This window comes from Coprococcus comes ATCC 27758 (assembly GCF_025149785.1).
Classification (GTDB): Bacteria; Bacillota; Clostridia; order Lachnospirales; family Lachnospiraceae; genus Allocoprococcus; species Allocoprococcus comes.
Map to the genome: position 1 here is coordinate 1,719,679 of NZ_CP102277.1, position 15,907 is coordinate 1,735,585.

The window sequence follows — 15,907 nt, forward strand, 5'->3', positions numbered from 1 at the left end:
TTTTATAAGGGTTTCAGCGTTTGTGGTATGCTAATTTGACCATCTTTTGACCAAATTTGTAAATCCTGATCAATTGTTGCATTTGAACGGAATGAATAATTATGCATATAACCTGTATATTTATTAAACTCGCTGTTAATAAATACGGAGTCCGGATGTGTATAATGTTTCATCATATCAATATCATTATGTCCGGAAATAAGCATTATAGACGCTGGATCCATATGAGATTCATAACACAATGTAATAAACGTATGGCGGAATAAATGAGGATGAATATTGGAAATATGATATTCCCTATTTTCTGTTAGTGCCTGTTGTTTTTCATGATTATTCATTATGGAAGTTATCCGTCGGCACTCTTTTTCTGCCTGTGTCGGCATAAAACAATTTCCCTCTTGTGTCGTAAAAATCAATTGAGGATAATCATTTAATAACAAATTTTTAATCCCCCACTTTTTTTGTACTTTCTTTTGTCAGCAAGCTGTTTTTCGCGCCAACTATATAACGCATCAACTGCCGCCTTGAATAGAGGGATTTTTCTTATACTTGCGGTTCTTTTTGGAGATGTAATTTGCTTGATGTAATAAGGTCTATCTAGTTTGTTCCCGTTGTCATCGTAATAAACAGGGACAATATTGATTGTTTTATACACATGGAGATAGTTGTTTTGAAAGTCAACATCTTTCCATTCCAATGCACACGCCTCTCCAATCCGCATTCCTGTAAAAAGAAGCAGCATATATAATTCGTAATATCGAGTATCTCTTGCTACATCAAAAAACCTTATGATTTCGTCGTTTGTCATGCGTTTCAAATTCTGTCCTGCTATTTTAACCGGTTTGAAGTTTTTATTCGTTATTTCCGGATAAACAATCCCTCTACATGGATTGAATAAAAGCATTTTTCCGATTACAGCTCTTTCAAGACAGCTGGATACGACAGAAACAGTAGAACGGATAGTGGATTTTTTATAGCCTTTGTTAGCTAGTTCAATAACCATATTTTGAACATGCGTGATTTGAATATCTGCTAATTTCATATAGCCTATATATTTTATACACCGATTATACGAATCGATATAATTCCGAATTGTTGTTTTTTTTATCCTATTTACGATATAGAGTTCCATCCATTTTTCAAACCACTGATTTAGAGTTATTTTTTGTGTGTCTATATCTAATCCGTATTTTGTTTTTTCTAATAATTTTTCCCTTTTCTTTTTAACTTCTTTTAAAGTATGACCATATAGGCATATCGGTTTCTTTCCTCCTCCAAGGGATATGCGTGTTTGATAACGCCCATCTTTTCGTTGGGTAAACCCTTTTCCTAATTCTTTGCCTGTTAGATCTTTTCCCATGACGATCACCTGTCTTTCCTTGACCCATGGACAGGTACTTCATCCGTTTAATAGTATCAAATTTTAATGAGCTTTTCAAGAAGCTCTTTTTGGGTACTATAGGATAAAATACTCAATGCCGCACTTGATGGTCAATCCATTTTTCTAATTTTTTTTTGTGAATTAAAGTTCTTTTTCCTATTCGCACCATCATTTTTTGCTCATAAGCTAAAGAACGCATTGTTTTTTCGGACACTCCTGTTAACTTGCAGGCTTCTTTTACTGATAAAAGAAGTTTTGGATACCTGCTTTTGGTCAGGTGAAGTACGTGTATCCATGCCCAGAAGTCTCTGAACAATTTCAAAATCACGGTCACTCACCAGTGGCTCATGATTTTTCTCAATCCGGATCCAGTCATCTTCCGGTTTCACATAAGTCTGCTTCACTTTATGGTTCGGTGTTGTCCTTTTTCCCTGCACAAGATTTCCGATATAAACCTCGTTTTCCAGTATCCTACGGACTGTAACAGAACTCCAAAGTGCCTGCTCTTTCTGCCGGAAGCCAGTTTTATAATGACTGCCGCTGCTGATTTTATATTCAAATGGTGAAAGAATACCCAGTTCATTTAAACGATTAGCGATCGCATCCTGACTCATTCCCCGTAGCTTCATCTTAAAAATATCCTGTACTACACTGCCTGCAGATGGGTCAATCTCTAATTTATGCTTATCTGTCTTTGTCTTCCTGTATCCAAATGCTACAAACGGAGTCACGCATTCCCCTTTTTCCCTCTTAATCTCAAGATTACTCCTGATCTTAATAGAAATGTCACGGCACGTATGTTACAACCGGTAATCGAGAAGGATTTGAACGTTGGGCAAAACTAAATAATCTAAAAGAAGCAGCCCGCACCTTCAACTATCTTTCCGAAAATAACCTGCTGAATTATGAAGATTTCCAACAACATGTTTCTGATGTTGATGCTTCTGTTAAAGTGGCTGATCAAAGAATAACGCAAATCAACAGTAAGCTGAGCACACAGAAAATCATTCAAAAACACTGTGATTCTTACCGTCTCTGCCGAAAAGTGATTGAAGATTGCAAATCTGCTAAAAATCCCAAAGCATACCGGATCAAACATCAGGCAGAATACCAGCTCCACGATTCACTAAAAAAAGAGCTTCAGGATCTCGGTGTTACCAAAATCCCAAGCTCTAATAAAATCCAGAAGCAGATTGAAAATCTTGAATCTGAACAGACTTCTACTGTTCGGGAAAAACAGGAATTACAGAAAAAGCTGAAAACTCTGGAAATCATTCAGCAGAATTTCACAGCACTGCTCAATGCTCCGGAGATGCAAATTCCTGTATCAGGGAAAGAGCCAACTCTTTAAAAAGAAGAGGTACCTATGTAACGGTGCCTCTTCCCTTTCCATCTAATCTGTTTTATTGCTCTACCCTATCACCCTTAATATGCTGGTGGAAGATGTATTCCATGTGGAAGATTGAGCTGGGTATTTTATCCAGCTCAATCTTCCGCTCCCTGTAAATGAGAATTTGTCCGCTCCTTTATATAAAATAATTCCATTTTTCAGAACTACTAACTATTTTTCTTCAGCCCATAAAATTAAACGATCAGAACACTCTGTTGGTTGCGACACTCTACATGTATTTTTTATAAATCCTTTAGTAAAGATATGATCAATAGGTGATGCTGGAGTAGTCAATTTAGTATTAATCGGGGAAATCAATGCTCGTATGATTCTGTATAATTTCTGTGAATTAGTGACTTCTCACGCTGTGGTAAAAACATCTAAAAATACCAAACACGTCTATAAAATTAATTTCGCCACCGCAGTAAACATATGCAGGGCATATCTCAAACACGGCGGTGATGAAACAGAGACCATGCTTCTCATACAAAAGTATCTGACACCTGTCAGGTACAATCGAAAATATCCTATCCACCTCAGTCCAAAGAGAAATAGGGATTTCATGTATCGGGTTGCATAAATCTCGTTACCATTATACTGCGTTATGAGGCAGATATGCAATCTGTCTTTTTGTCATACACAAAAAATGATTTGAACTCATCATACACCTGCTTTCTACGCATTAGTGCACCTAAAAAATACAGCATTTCTTAACTGAACAGTATTTTCAATGCATGAACGCATATGATATACTGTTTTCATCATAAAAAACCTTATCTAAATGACATTGATTATCTAATTAACTACATTATTTTCTGTCTAAAATATCCATAAATTCGTCACCTGTAATTGTTTCCTTCTCATACAGGTACATAGCCAGTTCGTCCAGTTTTTCCCTGTTTTCGGAAAGGATTTTTCTTGCTTTTTCATGCTCTGCTTTTACGAGCTGCACGACTTTTTCATCAATTTCCTTCTGGGTATCTGTGGAACAGGAAAGAGACGTATCGCCGCCAAGATACTGGTTGGTCACGGTTTCCATTGCCACCATGTCGAATTCATCTGTCATGCCGTAGCGGGTGATCATCGCTCTTGCAATTTTTGTTGCCTGTTCGATATCATTGGAGGCTCCTGTCGTGATCTCACCAAATACGATCTCCTCTGCCGCACGTCCGCCTGTAAATGTAACAATCTTATTCTCAAGTTCTTTTTTCGTCATCAGATATTTATCACCCTGCTCAACCTGCATAGTGTAGCCGAGTGCACCTGAGGTACGCGGGATGATCGTAATCTTCTGGACCGGTGCTGAATGACTCTGCAATGCAGCTACCAGAGCGTGTCCTATCTCATGATATGCAACAACCTTCTTCTCCTGATCTGAAAGAACCGCATTCTTCTTCTGATATCCTGCAATAACCACTTCTATACTTTCTTCGAGATCAGATTCATTTACAACGGTTCTTCCACTACGGACAGCACGTAATGCTGCTTCATTTATAATATTGGCAAGCTCCGCACCGGATGCACCGGATGCCATACGTGCAATCGTATGCAGGTCAACATCATCAGATGCTTTTATCTTCTTTGCATGAACCTTTAAAATTGCTTCACGGCCTGCAAGATCCGGCAGTTCAACCGGCACACGCCTGTCAAAACGTCCCGGACGTGTAAGTGCCGGATCTAACGACTCCGGACGGTTCGTTGCAGCAAGAATGATGACACCATTATTTCCTTCAAATCCATCCATCTCTGTAAGAAGCTGATTTAAGGTCTGCTCCCTCTCATCATTTCCGCCCATTTGTCCGTCACGCTTTTTACCAATGGCATCAATTTCATCAATAAACACGATACATGGTGCCTTTTCCTTTGCCTGTTTGAAAAGATCTCGAACCTTGGAAGCTCCCATACCGACAAACATCTCTACGAATTCTGATCCGGACATTGAGAAAAATGGTACATTTGATTCACCCGCAACTGCTTTTGCAAGCATTGTTTTACCAGTTCCCGGAGGTCCTACAAGAAGGACACCTTTTGGCATAGACGCACCTACATCGGTATACTTCTTCGGATTGTGAAGATAATCAACGATCTCTGAAAGGTTTTCTTTCGCCTCATCTTCTCCTGCAACGTCTGAAAAACGGATTCCCTCACTGGATTGCACATAAATCTTCGCATTGCTTTTTCCCATTCCAAAAGCCATCGAATTTTTTCCTCCGGCATGCTCCATCAGTTTCTTCGCCATATAATTTCCCAGTGCGATAAAAAGGATCAATGGCAAAACCCCGGTCAGCAGGAAGCTGATGATCGGTGACATCTGCTTATCGATATCTTTTGCGAATACTGCTCCACATTCATATAGCCTGTCCGTCAGGTTCGGATCGTTCATCAGACCTGTTTTATAAATATTTTTTTGATCTTTATCTGTAAAGATGATCTGATTGTCCTTAACTTCTACTTCACCGATATTCTTCTTCTCGATCATGCTCATAAAAGTTCCATAATCCGTTTCCTTTACCTGATGCTCCATAAGGATTGGTGCGACAACCAGATTAAATACAATCAGCACTATTAACACAATCCCATAATAATATGCCAGTGGTTTTTTCGGTGTTTTAACTTCTTTCATGGTCTTTCCTCCTGTTGTTCTGCGATATGCTTTCTCCGTGCATTTTCGTATTATTTATTCTGCCATCTGACTTCGCCCTTGGACAGAAGCGGATAACAGATCAGCTGATCTGAATCCAGATTTTCCGCATGCATGTCAACCGCTGTGATCTGATGATTATCATAAGTCGTATAATAATAAATACCTTTTGCTGTATTACAACAGGACGTGTATATCGTGATCTCATATTTGCCTTCTGTCACCTCACAACATCCACGCTGCTGATCTACAGATCCTAAGATATGGAAGAACTGGCTTACACTCTCACCCTCTTCTTCACCGGAGATCGAATTTAATTTTGTAAAGGCAACTTTCACAAATCTTGACTGGCTGGAAAGATCTCCAGGTATTCCCATTCCACCCATTCCTCTGCTATATGCATCAAGCTGTAATACTCCTGCAAAAGTACTCTCCGGCTGTTTTCTGGATACTCCGGCATAATTATTCAGTGCAAACATCTGACCCAGGAATGGTGGATTATTGGTAAGCACTCCTACCGGATTATCATATACATGCAGCCCATCCTTCATAGACTCAACAACGATACAGGCGTCTTTGTCTGCAATGATCCAGTGAAGCTGTGCTGTCGGCAGCTGTTCACTGAATGCTGTGCCTGTCAGTCTCATTGCTGCCAGCTTCTCTCTCGCCTCTGCTACAGTAGCACACTGTGTAAGGATCCATGGGATGAACTCGAACTGTGCCACCTGGCTGACTTCTGTTTCATCTTCCGGCAAAGCCTCTTCATATGCCGCATTGCCGACAAAATTAAGACCTGCCATTCCAAGGCCTTTTTCATTAACAGCATCATAATAAAGCGGATAACCTCCTGCAACAAATGCCATTCCGATCAAAGCATAATGGCTTTTTATCTTCCCGGCAAACCGGAAATCAAATTCGTAATTTCTTGGCGTTATCGTAATCTGTTCCCCATAGGAAAATTCATAATCAAGCGTTCTACCCATATAAAAATCTTTTGTTTTGTAAGTTGCTGCTGTACACATATCGAACACCTCTTCTTTCTGCTATAATAGTCCTGCAAACAATCTCATAAACAACTGTCCGATCCGTAAATATGCACTCCGTCCTGTGCGGTACTTTTCGGTCACTTCCCTACATTCATTCATTGTTGCTCCAAGATCATCTCTTATATCCAAAACTGTCTGACTATCCGCCATAAAACATCCATTTTCAAAGTGATTATAAAGCAATGCCATTCAGTTAAGCATCATTTTAGTGGTTTTCTGTCATAGAAAGCCACTGTTTTTATGCCTAAAAACTTTAAAAATATTACAAAAAACAGTTGACAAGTAAGCCAATATATGTTGCGCAAGCCTTGATTATAAACATATTTCAAGGAGGCTCATTATGGCTGATTTTTTCTTATCTAATTTAAAATCCACACTCGACAACTGCATCACAGAACTCGATGAAATTCACTCCATGTTCTGCCGTAATCCGGAAAGTGATTTTACCAGGAACCGCAAACTTTCTTTCCGCGAGTATATTCAGTTTATGCTCCAGATGCAGAGTAAATCCGTTTCAAATGCAGTAAACATATGCAGGGCATATCTCAAACACGGCGGTGATGAAACAGAGACCATGCTTCTCATACAAAAGTATCTGACACCTGTCAGGTACAATCGAAAATATCCTATCCACCTCAGTCCAAAGAGAAATAGGGATTTCATGTATCGGGTTACATAAATCTCGTTACTATTATACTGCATTATGAGGCAGATATGCAATCTGTCTTTTTGTCATAAAAAACCTTATCTAAATGACATTGAATGATTTATTTTCTATCTAAAATTTTATTAAACCGACTAAAGACTCCATAGTTTGTGTGTTTGACTTACTGTTTATATCTATCTTCTCCTAAATATTTTTCTAGTCATTGCAATATAAAATTGCTTATACAGTCTCTCCCTTAAGAGTCCTGGTATTCTGGATAATATACAGAGCGACCGATATGACCATCATTATAGCGCACAAACCAATCAACAGATCTGATACCATCGGTGTAATGTGGAACCATATAATATGCACCGCTGCAGTTCCATATAATAAAAAGGTTACTATCTTTCCATGCCAGTCTGCACCATGTACTTTTCCTGTCTTTCGTATCACAAGACATCCACTGACTACCATATACAGCTCCTTACCTGCCATTATTACGATTAAAAGAAACACATACAATACAATGGAAAACTCAATTTAACCTCAACAAGGTTTGTTTTTTCATCCATGCAAAATCTTCTTTGTACAACAGACTGTTAGATATAACAAAAACGGCCTTTCAAAAACAGTTAACTTCTAAATCAACTGTTTTTTGAAAGGTCGTTTCATCAGATTCTTATAGCAATCCAGCAAATAATCTCATAAATAATTGTCCCAGTCGCAAATATGCACTTCGTCCGGTTTGATATTGGTCTGTCACATCACGACATTCTCCCATCGTTCTTATCAAATCATTTTTTATTTCCACAACTGCCTGACAATCTGCCATAAAACAGCCGTTTTCAAAATGGTGATATAAACTTCGATAATCCAGATTAATTGTTCCACAGGTTGCCATACAATCATCTGCCACACTCATTTTTGCATGACAGAAACCAGGAGTCCACTCATAAACACGAACACCATGTTTAACTAATCCATGATAAAAAGAACGAGTTATATTATAAATGAACTTCTTATCAGGGATACCCGGTGTGATAATTCTTACATCTACCCCTCGCTTAGCAGCCAGGCATAACGCATGTGTCATTTCATCTGTTATGATTAGATATGGAGTCATAAACCAACAGTATTTTTCAGCTTTATTTATCATACTGATATAAACTTCTTCTCCTACCTGCTCATTATCCATAGGACTGTCTGCATAAGGTTGAACAAACCCAGTTTGCTGTGCCGCATAATCATAATGGAAAAGGTATTTACTAAAATCAGAATCATTAGCATCCTTATCACTTACTGCATTCCACATCTCCAAAAATGTCACCGTAAGCGACTGAACAGCATCTCCTTCTAAACGAATACCTGTATCTTTCCACTGTCCGTACGGGTGTGTGTAATTAAAATATTCATTTGCGAGATTATATCCACCTGTAAATCCGACTTTTCCATCAATAACTGTTATTTTTCTATGATCACGGTTGTTCAAAAACAGATTTAAACCTGGCATAAACGGATTGAATACACGGCAATGAATTCCTATTCGCTCCATTTTTTTCACAAAATCTGTATTAATAAAGCCTATAGAACCCATCATCTCAAAATTCCGCTCGGTAATACGCTCCATCACCTTATCTTCATAGAGTGAGGAAAACAGCCTGTCCAGTTCTGCAAGGCGTTTGTTCAGTTTTCTTTGCTCCTTTTCCAGTGCCTTTGCCTTGCTCTGGTCTGTTTCCGTGAGCCGCTTTTCAATCGCCCTCACTGCCTTTTCATCATTGACTGCCATATCCGCAAATCGGTTGATGTCGGTGAGGACAGCGTTGAACAAGTCCCTCGCTTCAATGCTGTGTGCGGTACACATGATATTACCGTATCTGCCATAATTATTGCAGGAATATTGTACGCAGTCGATGATGTCGGGGCGTTTCCTCCTGTTGGCACTCATAGCCCGCATCGCATAGCCGCAGTCCGCACACTTAATAACGCCTGCAAAGATGTTCTCAAAGCCGCCCTTGTTTTCTGGTAATCTGCGGCTTGTAATAAGCTGCTGTACGGTATCAAATTCCTCCTGCGTGACTATCCCCTCATGGGTGTCTGGTATCACTTCCCATTCTTCGGGCAGCTTAGAGGGGCGTTTCTTGCTTTTCATGTTGGCGGCAATCCGCTTGTAGCCTGCAAGGTTTCCCGCATATATCGGGCTTCTTAAAATGCCCCTTACGCTGTTCTCGCTCCAAATATAACGGTTCTCCTCATTCTCCTCAAAATACCTCTCATAGCCTGTTGCCCCCTGCTCCGCCGCATAAGCGGCGGGGCGTAAGATATGCTGTTTGTTGATGTGCTTGCGGATTTTGGCGATTCCGTTGCCCGCTAACGCAAGGTCAAATATTTCCCTTACCACATGGGCAACTTTGTCATCTATCAGCAGATGGTTGTGGTCGGCGGGGTCTTTGACGTAACCGTATGGTGCTGTCGTCCCCATGAATTTCCCCTGCTGAAACCTCGCTCGGTACGCCGATTTTATCTTGACCGACACATCGGCGGAATACATTTCGTTTAGGATGTTGCGGAAAGGCGTGATGTCCATAGCGGATTTATTGAGCGTGTCCACGCCGTCATTGACCGCTATATACCTCACATTATGCTCTGGGAAAAACACTTCCAGATACAGTCCGCAATCAAGATAGTTCCTCCCCAGACGAGATAAATCTTTCGTGATAACGCAGTTTATCAGACCGCTTTCAATGTCCTTAATCATGTTCTGGAAACTTGGTCTTTGGAAATTTGTACCAGAGTAACCGTCGTCCACATACGTTTTTGCTAAGTGCCATCCCTGCTTTTTCACATAATCCGTGAGGATGGATTTCTGTGTCGCAATGCTCGCACTCTCGTTATCCGTGCCATCGTCTTTTGACAAGCGGCAGTACATGCCGACTTCATAAATCTTGTTCTCCATTCTTATTCCTGCCATACTGTAAAACCTCCATATCTGTCCTATCTGTTTTCATGTTCCATTGCGTACATTCTAAGCGGACAGCCCCTCATTGTCGAAGGTGTCGCCCTCGGCAATCTTCTTCCGAATATCCTCGGAAATAATCGGGATAAACGCTTCTGTGACTGTCTGCGTGCCGACATATTCACGGCTGATTATCATCTGAACTGGTGCTTTCGGCACGATACGCTTTCTCTTTTTATCTGCTTTCTTATCCTCGCCCATACTTAAATCTTCCTTTCCAGACAGGGCAGGAGAACGTCTGGAAACGCCCCGCCCTGTCAATCAGATACCATCAATCCCCGCTGTTTACTTCTTTCTGTAATGCTTCAAGGAGTGCTGCTGCTTCATCAGCGTTCAACGTGATACCCTTTCCGCACTTCTCACGGTTCGGGGAAAAGCTGCGGATGTCATATTTCGGCTCTCTTCCGTTCCATGAGATAAGATTGATTTCTTTTGTGTAGCCGCTGTCGCCCTTAGACAATACGGCGATTTCCTTTACAATCTCATACTGGATTTCTTTCATTCTTCATACCTCAATTTTCTGCATTTACCTCCCGAAAAGAGAAGATTAGCGGCTGTCCCTGCCCCGTTTCCTCTGCAATTCACGCTCCAAAAGTTTAATGATGGTTTCCTCCATCTGCTTCGGCGTTGTGTTCTTCGGAAAATACTTTTTCAGCTTGCTTGTGTTGATTTTCAAGGTTTCTTTCTGGTTTCCCTTTTCCTCCGTCATAATTGCAAATATCGTATCCATGTCAAGCCGCCCGCTCTGGCTTAGGCTTTTCATCCGCTGTGCCTGTGAGAGTGAGGGCGTTGCTTCTTCGCTCTCCATCGTGGCAAAGAGGTTTTCCTGCTCGTCTTTCTTCAAAAAGGACAGTTCCACCGCAGGCGTGAGGGCGATTTTCCCCTCGTCCACCATCCGCAAAATCGGCGGTATCAGTTCCGTCAAACGGATAAATCTTTGTACGGTCATCCTGCCTACGCCGAAGCCCTGTGCCACCTTGTCGTCCGTCCGCAACTTCGTCACAACTTGTGACGAGGTTAAGTCTGTGCGGAAACCCTGCCGCTTCATGGCTTCGGATTTCATCTTGTAGGCAAACGCCCGCTCTGATGGCAGGATATTCTCACGCTGTAAATTACTGTCTACAAGGGTGATGATGGCTCGGTCACGGTCTAAGGGCAGGACAAACGCAGGCACGGTATTTATCCCTGCAAGTTCAGACGCACGGACACGCCGCTGCCCTGCAATCACTTCATAGCCGTTCCCGTCCTCTTTCGGGCGTGTGATTATCGGCGTGACAATGCCAAATTCCTTGATGCTTTCCGCTAATTCTGACAGCGTTTCATCCTCTGCCACATGAAACGGATTGTCGGGAAACGGGTACAAGTCTTTGGTCTTTAACACCTTAAAATCCTGTTTCTTCATTCACATATCTACCTTTCTTTCGCTCTGCTTTTATGGTTTTTCTGCAATTCTTCCAACACTTCGGGCGGTATCTTTGAGAGCAGCCGCCCCATCTGCTCGTTGGTTCTCTGCAACTCAAATATCTTCTGGTTCGCTTTCTGCACCTTTAGTTCCTGCTCATACTTTTCATCACGCATACGCCCCGCATAGTCTGATTCCTGCCCGATTTGCTCCTTTAGGCTATTGATATAGGCACTCTGCTTACTGATTTCCTTTGAGAATTTCTCCACGTCTGGGAGCCATGCCGCAATCAGTTCCAGAGCCTTGTCACGCTTCTTCCCTGCATTAAAGGCGTTGATGTCGGACAGTGCAGACACAATTTCCTCATACTGTTTATCAAGCCTGCCGCCCAACTTATAGAGCCATGTGGGGACATGTTTCCGCTTCGTTTCCATTGAGGACTGACCTCTTTCAAGCTGATTCCACCGTGAGGACATCCGCTCATGGTAGGCGGTCTGCCATTCGGACAGGCTCTTTTGATTGCCTAAAATTGTTTTGGCAGACAGCTTATTGTCTGGTGTAATCGGCACAAAACAGAGGTGCATATGCGGCGTTCTCTCGTCCATGTGGACGACTGCGGAGAGGATATTTTTCTCCCCGACACGCTCTGAAATGAAATCCAGAGCCATCGTAAAATACGCTTTCTGTTCTTTGGGCGGCAGGCTGTTCATAAATTCTGGCGAAGCCGTGATAAGCGTTTCCACCATCATCACGCTATCTTTCCTCGTCCTGCACCCTGCTTCGGCTACCATGCGGTTAATCTCTTTCTTGTAGGTGTACCTCGGCGGATTCACAAGATGGTAGTTATCTTTCGAGCGTTCCATATCTATATCTGGATTGCTTTTATAGGCTTCTTTTTTACGCTCGTTGTGGCGTTCGCAAGCCGCAACGCCGCCCGCTTTGCGTTTCTGGAAACGCAGGATTGCATAGGGCATAATTCATCATCTTCCTTTCTTCGGCGGGTAAACTGCCCTTTGGGTGACAGCGGTGACGGCGGTGACAGCAGTTTTGGGATACCCCCTACCGACTGCCTCAACTGTCACCCTTATTCCCTGCATGACGGTCATGTCGATGATGACGGTGTTTTTGGAATACCCCCTCGCAAGAGCCGTCACCGTCATGCTGCCATTCTTTTATCCGAAGCGTGGAGCGTAGGATAAGCAGGGCGTAAGACCTGCCATAAGGGAGTCCAGAGGGAACGTCTGGCACACGACTTTGCAGGGCAAAGTGTAGTGTGTTACACCCTGTAAACGCAGTCGGAAAAATCGGAAGGATTTTTCTGACCGCAGGGGTGGTTTTACACGCCGAAAAGGGCGGGTAAATCCTACGCCTGCACTTTGCGTTTACGGGGTGTTCTCCCGCAGGGATGACAGCGGCAGGGTATCCTAAAATCACTGTCACCGCCGTCACCGCTGTCACCCGCAGGGCAGAGTCGCCAGCTTTACACGGCTTTAAGCGTCAATGACAGTAACAGGGGGTATCCCAATATCGCTGTCACCACCGTCACCGCTGTCACCCGCCCGCTTTGCAAGCGAAATCTGCCTGCCGTGTTTTTTGCGGCTGTACTGATAAACGATATGGTTCTCATTTAAAAATGTGGTGCGGTATTCATTGAGCCATTTCGTAATCACCGTGGGTATGGTTTCCGTTTCCCTCATAGCGGCTAACAGCTCCGTTGCCGTGCCTGCCCATTCTTCCTTATCCCTCATAAAATCCACCAACCGAAAAAGGACGTCTGGTATCGTTTCTTTCGCAAGCTGCTCCTGCGTTTTTCTCTCCACAAGTTCCCAACTGCAATCACGGAAACGCAGCGTGTATTCCTGATAGGGCGTGTCCCTGCCCGTCACATACAGCTTGGCGGTGTCGGATGCCCGTTTCTCCTTTTCCAGAACAAAGGTAGCGTCCGCACTCCCCGTTAAGCCTGTCGTCCCAGACACCTTGTTGAACACATCGCTGTCATTCTGCTTTCGGATGTGGTGTACGACAATGACCGCCAATGAATGCCTGTCGGCAAAGTCTTTGATTAGTGAGATGTCCCCATAGTCGCTTGCGTAGGCATTGTCTTTTGAAGCTGTACGGACTTTCTGCAAAGTGTCAATGACAATAAGCCTGCTGTTTGGGTAATCTTTCAGATAATCTTCAAGCTGCACGATAAGACCGTCTGACAGCTTGCAGCTTGCCACGGCAAAGTGAAGCCGCCTGCTCGCTTCGTTCGTCAATCGGAACAGCCTGTCCTGTATACGGCAGAACGTGTCCTCAAGGCAGAGGTAAAGCACGTCGCCCTCCATTGTCGGCATATCCCACAAGGGAAGTCCCTGCGACACGCATAAACATAGCTTCAGCATGAGCCAGCTCTTTCCTATCTTCTGTGAGCCGCAGAACAGCGACAAGCCTGTGGGGATAAGGCTGTCCACCACAAAGGACGGCTTCTCAAGCGGTTCATAAAGGAGCGTTTCGGCGTTGACTGTCTGTAACTTCTGCATGGCTTTCCTCCTTTCGGGCGGTGTTTTTGTTTTCGTTGCACATAGGCGTTGACCTCCTTAAAAATAGATTTACTCCCACGAAGAAAAAGTGAGAGTATGTAATGCCGCCAATCCCACACAAATAAAAAACAGATTTCTTTTTCGGGCGGTGTCGGTCACGGTTGGAGATACTTCCTCATTTCCGCCTTTACTTTCTCCTTTGCAATCGCAACAGATTTCTGTATTGCCGAAGCGGTGCAATGCTCCATAGCGGCGATTTGGTAAAAATTGAACTCATACTCGTAGTAGAGCAGGAAACGCCGCCTTTGTATCTCTGGCAGTCCGTCAACCGCCTTACAGAGCAGTTCTGCCCGTTCTGCCTCAATCATTTGTTCCTCTATGCTCTTAGGCAGCTTCAACGCCCGCCTGTTCAGCGTTTCGTCCCATACTTCCGAAAACTCCCTGTGCCGCTCGTCCCATTGGAGGAGATTCCTGTTCCTGCGTTCCATCTGCCGAAACTCCATAAAGAACTGTTCCGACACTTCCAACTCGTGGGATTTGCCCTGCCCGTCCTTAAAGCTGATAAAATACCTTGTGCCGCTTTCCGTGGATTCCTCCCGAAGCGTGTACGCCTTAACTCTGTATGCCATCCCGCTTGCCTCCTGCAAAAAATAAGTGAGGGGATTTCCATCCCTCACCCAGTAGCCCGCAGGACGGCAGGCTGTTTTAGACGCTATAAAATTTTCGTAGCTTCTTCCGCAGATGGTCTAACCTCGCATAGATGGCACCAGTCGTCAAATGCACGAGCGGGGCAATCTCCTTTGTGGAATACCCCTGCATTTTCAGCAGGACGATTTTCAAGGTACGCCCGTCCACCGCGACTAATACTTGATAGAGATTTTCGCTCTCAATCTCGTCCAGTAACTCCGCAACCGTACCCACTTCCGTCTGCCGCTCCCTGTCTGCCATGTCCTCAAGGTATTCCGCAATGTCATTCGTCCATCGGTAAAACCGCCTGTTGGAATTGAAGTCTGCCCTGTCCGCAATGCGTATCTGCTCAATGGTCGCTTCATCAACGCCGCACTCACGCAGCAGCTTTTCCTCCGCTTCTTTCCAGATACGCCATTTCCTGTCCTCCCGTCCGTGGTTATATGCCATGCTTCTTTTCCTCCAATCAGAATTGATTGAGAGGGCAGAGAAAAACCCCCTCATTTTCCCAAAGGAAAAAACAAGGGGGCTGAACGCCTTAAATTTTAATTTTCTATTATCTTTCTTAGTTTTCTTAGGATTCTGGCTTTGCGTTTGTTCACAACGCTCTGGGTTATGCCGAACCTCGCCCCGACTTCACGCTCAGAAAGTCCGTCAAAAAAGATTGCCTGTATCAATTCCTGTTCACTATCCGACAGCAAAGGCAGGGCGGCTTTCAGCCTGTCCACCATAACCGCATTGACAACGGTTTCCGCAATGTCTGCCGCTTCATCAGCGATAAAGTCTAAAGGCTTCCCCTCGCTGTCCGTAAATCCATCCAGAGAAAGCAGGCTGTTCTTCGTATCTAATTTTTTCAGATAACGCCACCGTTCCTTATCTCGGTAGAAGTCCGTGTATTGCTCCCTCACGACTTCAAGCAGACAGCCTTGAATGGGGATAAACAGCTTGTCCATATAGGTCTGGTCGGATTCCCTGCGGCGGCAGAAATCCGTATAGGACAGTTCCACATATCTGCCGCTTTCCTTGATATATACCTTTCTCGGTGCGTATTTCACTGTAAGTACCTCCCATCTGAATTTTTGAAATGTTCAAAATCCAGATGGAGAGGTGGCGAACGACACCTAACACCACTAATAGCCCTATGGCACTTTCCAACAAAAATCGACAAAAGAAAAA

Annotated in this window: 18 protein-coding genes and 2 pseudogenes; 2 read left to right on the top strand and 18 right to left on the bottom strand. The window is 43.4% G+C overall.

All coding sequences use genetic code 11. From position 1 onward, the window contains the following. Positions 1-2: 2 nt before the first annotated feature. The 4 genes and pseudogenes from NQ556_RS08525 to NQ556_RS08535 all read right to left on the bottom strand — a co-directional run. Positions 3-440: a tyrosine-type recombinase/integrase gene (locus tag NQ556_RS08525; protein ID WP_022221001.1), complete on the bottom strand. Its 438-nt coding sequence runs from the start codon at positions 438-440 to the stop codon at positions 3-5. Then, complete coding sequence (locus tag NQ556_RS08530; protein WP_022221000.1) at positions 431-1,360, bottom strand: tyrosine-type recombinase/integrase; 930 nt, start codon at positions 1,358-1,360, stop codon at positions 431-433. The genes NQ556_RS08525 and NQ556_RS08530 overlap by 10 nt, the downstream gene beginning before the upstream one ends. A 112-nt stretch (positions 1,361-1,472) precedes the next feature. Continuing rightward, positions 1,473-1,580 carry a hypothetical protein gene (locus NQ556_RS16840; RefSeq protein WP_416387141.1) on the bottom strand — a complete coding sequence of 36 codons (108 nt, stop codon included), beginning with the start codon at positions 1,578-1,580 and terminating at the stop codon, positions 1,473-1,475. Positions 1,581-1,620: 40 nt separating this feature from the next. After that, positions 1,621-2,175, bottom strand: a pseudogene (locus tag NQ556_RS08535) (recombinase family protein); the annotation flags it as partial. Between the two features lie 158 nt (positions 2,176-2,333). Between NQ556_RS08535 and NQ556_RS08540 the strand changes: the two are divergent. After that, a complete protein-coding gene (locus tag NQ556_RS08540; RefSeq protein ID WP_243257166.1) occupies positions 2,334-2,732 on the top strand; it encodes a hypothetical protein in 399 nt (132 codons plus the stop codon). A gap of 847 nt (positions 2,733-3,579) precedes the next feature. On the opposite strand, the gene ftsH is transcribed toward NQ556_RS08540, so the two are convergent. The 3 genes from ftsH to NQ556_RS08555 are packed head-to-tail and all read right to left on the bottom strand — an operon-like array spanning position 3,580 to position 6,647. Beyond that, positions 3,580-5,394, bottom strand: a complete 1,815-nt coding sequence (gene ftsH, locus NQ556_RS08545; protein WP_204576073.1) for an ATP-dependent zinc metalloprotease FtsH — start codon at positions 5,392-5,394, stop codon at positions 3,580-3,582. A 50-nt stretch (positions 5,395-5,444) separates the two neighbouring features. Beyond that, entirely contained in the window at positions 5,445-6,434 is a 990-nt protein-coding gene (gene bsh / locus NQ556_RS08550; RefSeq protein WP_005360258.1) for a choloylglycine hydrolase, read from the bottom strand. A gap of 21 nt (positions 6,435-6,455) precedes the next feature. Next, entirely contained in the window at positions 6,456-6,647 is a 192-nt protein-coding gene (locus NQ556_RS08555; RefSeq protein ID WP_008370191.1) for a phospholipase D-like domain-containing protein, read from the bottom strand. A 151-nt stretch (positions 6,648-6,798) separates the two neighbouring features. On the opposite strand from NQ556_RS08555, the gene NQ556_RS08560 reads away from it, so the two are divergent. After that, complete coding sequence (locus NQ556_RS08560) at positions 6,799-7,137, top strand: hypothetical protein (protein WP_055248539.1); 339 nt, start codon at positions 6,799-6,801, stop codon at positions 7,135-7,137. A gap of 207 nt (positions 7,138-7,344) precedes the next feature. On the opposite strand, the pseudogene NQ556_RS08565 reads toward NQ556_RS08560, so the two are convergent. The 11 genes and pseudogenes from NQ556_RS08565 to NQ556_RS08620 all read right to left on the bottom strand — a co-directional run. Next, positions 7,345-7,626: pseudogene (locus NQ556_RS08565) on the bottom strand (CDP-alcohol phosphatidyltransferase family protein); the annotation flags it as partial. Positions 7,627-7,786: 160 nt separating this feature from the next. Next, complete coding sequence (locus NQ556_RS16845; protein ID WP_204575967.1) at positions 7,787-10,075, bottom strand: phospholipase D-like domain-containing protein; 2,289 nt, start codon at positions 10,073-10,075, stop codon at positions 7,787-7,789. A 54-nt stretch (positions 10,076-10,129) separates the two neighbouring features. Further along, the gene (locus tag NQ556_RS08580) at positions 10,130-10,321 is read right to left on the bottom strand and encodes a hypothetical protein (protein WP_002596259.1); all 192 of its coding nucleotides are present in this window, start codon (positions 10,319-10,321) and stop codon (positions 10,130-10,132) included. 70 nt (positions 10,322-10,391) lie between these two features. Then, on the bottom strand, positions 10,392-10,622 hold the full coding sequence (locus NQ556_RS08585) for a YdbC family protein (RefSeq protein ID WP_002596258.1): 231 nt from the start codon (positions 10,620-10,622) through the stop codon (positions 10,392-10,394). A gap of 45 nt (positions 10,623-10,667) precedes the next feature. Then, positions 10,668-11,522: a ParB/RepB/Spo0J family partition protein gene (locus tag NQ556_RS08590; protein ID WP_002596257.1), complete on the bottom strand. Its 855-nt coding sequence runs from the start codon at positions 11,520-11,522 to the stop codon at positions 10,668-10,670. 8 nt (positions 11,523-11,530) lie between these two features. Further along, entirely contained in the window at positions 11,531-12,496 is a 966-nt protein-coding gene (mobV, locus tag NQ556_RS08595; protein WP_002596256.1) for a MobV family relaxase, read from the bottom strand. A gap of 6 nt (positions 12,497-12,502) precedes the next feature. Further along, positions 12,503-12,682, bottom strand: a complete 180-nt coding sequence (locus NQ556_RS08600; RefSeq protein ID WP_004613323.1) for a hypothetical protein — start codon at positions 12,680-12,682, stop codon at positions 12,503-12,505. A gap of 330 nt (positions 12,683-13,012) precedes the next feature. Next, positions 13,013-14,044, bottom strand: coding sequence for an AAA family ATPase (locus tag NQ556_RS08605; RefSeq protein WP_002596255.1), 1,032 nt, complete (start codon positions 14,042-14,044; stop codon positions 13,013-13,015). A 155-nt stretch (positions 14,045-14,199) separates the two neighbouring features. Further along, on the bottom strand, positions 14,200-14,673 hold the full coding sequence (locus NQ556_RS08610) for an RNA polymerase sigma factor (RefSeq protein WP_002596254.1): 474 nt from the start codon (positions 14,671-14,673) through the stop codon (positions 14,200-14,202). A gap of 76 nt (positions 14,674-14,749) precedes the next feature. Beyond that, on the bottom strand, positions 14,750-15,181 hold the full coding sequence (locus NQ556_RS08615) for an RNA polymerase sigma factor (protein WP_002596253.1): 432 nt from the start codon (positions 15,179-15,181) through the stop codon (positions 14,750-14,752). Positions 15,182-15,276: 95 nt separating this feature from the next. Beyond that, positions 15,277-15,786, bottom strand: a complete 510-nt coding sequence (locus NQ556_RS08620) for a sigma-70 family RNA polymerase sigma factor (RefSeq protein WP_002596252.1) — start codon at positions 15,784-15,786, stop codon at positions 15,277-15,279. Positions 15,787-15,907 lie beyond the last annotated feature (121 nt).

What these genes read in the sequence shown, in the direction of transcription:
- NQ556_RS08530 (WP_022221000.1), bottom strand. Translation starts at nt 1,360, where the DNA reads ATGGGAAAAGATCTAACAGGCAAAGAATTAGGAAAAGGGTTTACCCAA.
- NQ556_RS16840 (WP_416387141.1), bottom strand. Translation starts at nt 1,580, where the DNA reads ATGCGTTCTTTAGCTTATGAGCAAAAAATGATGGTGCGAATAGGAAAA.
- ftsH (WP_204576073.1), bottom strand. Translation starts at nt 5,394, where the DNA reads ATGAAAGAAGTTAAAACACCGAAAAAACCACTGGCATATTATTATGGG.
- bsh (WP_005360258.1), bottom strand. Translation starts at nt 6,434, where the DNA reads ATGTGTACAGCAGCAACTTACAAAACAAAAGATTTTTATATGGGTAGA.
- NQ556_RS08555 (WP_008370191.1), bottom strand. Translation starts at nt 6,647, where the DNA reads ATGGCATTGCTTTATAATCACTTTGAAAATGGATGTTTTATGGCGGAT.
- NQ556_RS08560 (WP_055248539.1), top strand. Translation starts at nt 6,799, where the DNA reads ATGGCTGATTTTTTCTTATCTAATTTAAAATCCACACTCGACAACTGC.
- NQ556_RS16845 (WP_204575967.1), bottom strand. Translation starts at nt 10,075, where the DNA reads ATGGCAGGAATAAGAATGGAGAACAAGATTTATGAAGTCGGCATGTAC.
- NQ556_RS08580 (WP_002596259.1), bottom strand. Translation starts at nt 10,321, where the DNA reads ATGGGCGAGGATAAGAAAGCAGATAAAAAGAGAAAGCGTATCGTGCCG.
- NQ556_RS08585 (WP_002596258.1), bottom strand. Translation starts at nt 10,622, where the DNA reads ATGAAAGAAATCCAGTATGAGATTGTAAAGGAAATCGCCGTATTGTCT.
- NQ556_RS08590 (WP_002596257.1), bottom strand. Translation starts at nt 11,522, where the DNA reads ATGAAGAAACAGGATTTTAAGGTGTTAAAGACCAAAGACTTGTACCCG.
- mobV (WP_002596256.1), bottom strand. Translation starts at nt 12,496, where the DNA reads ATGCCCTATGCAATCCTGCGTTTCCAGAAACGCAAAGCGGGCGGCGTT.
- NQ556_RS08600 (WP_004613323.1), bottom strand. Translation starts at nt 12,682, where the DNA reads ATGACGGTGACGGCTCTTGCGAGGGGGTATTCCAAAAACACCGTCATC.
- NQ556_RS08605 (WP_002596255.1), bottom strand. Translation starts at nt 14,044, where the DNA reads ATGCAGAAGTTACAGACAGTCAACGCCGAAACGCTCCTTTATGAACCG.
- NQ556_RS08610 (WP_002596254.1), bottom strand. Translation starts at nt 14,673, where the DNA reads ATGGCATACAGAGTTAAGGCGTACACGCTTCGGGAGGAATCCACGGAA.
- NQ556_RS08615 (WP_002596253.1), bottom strand. Translation starts at nt 15,181, where the DNA reads ATGGCATATAACCACGGACGGGAGGACAGGAAATGGCGTATCTGGAAA.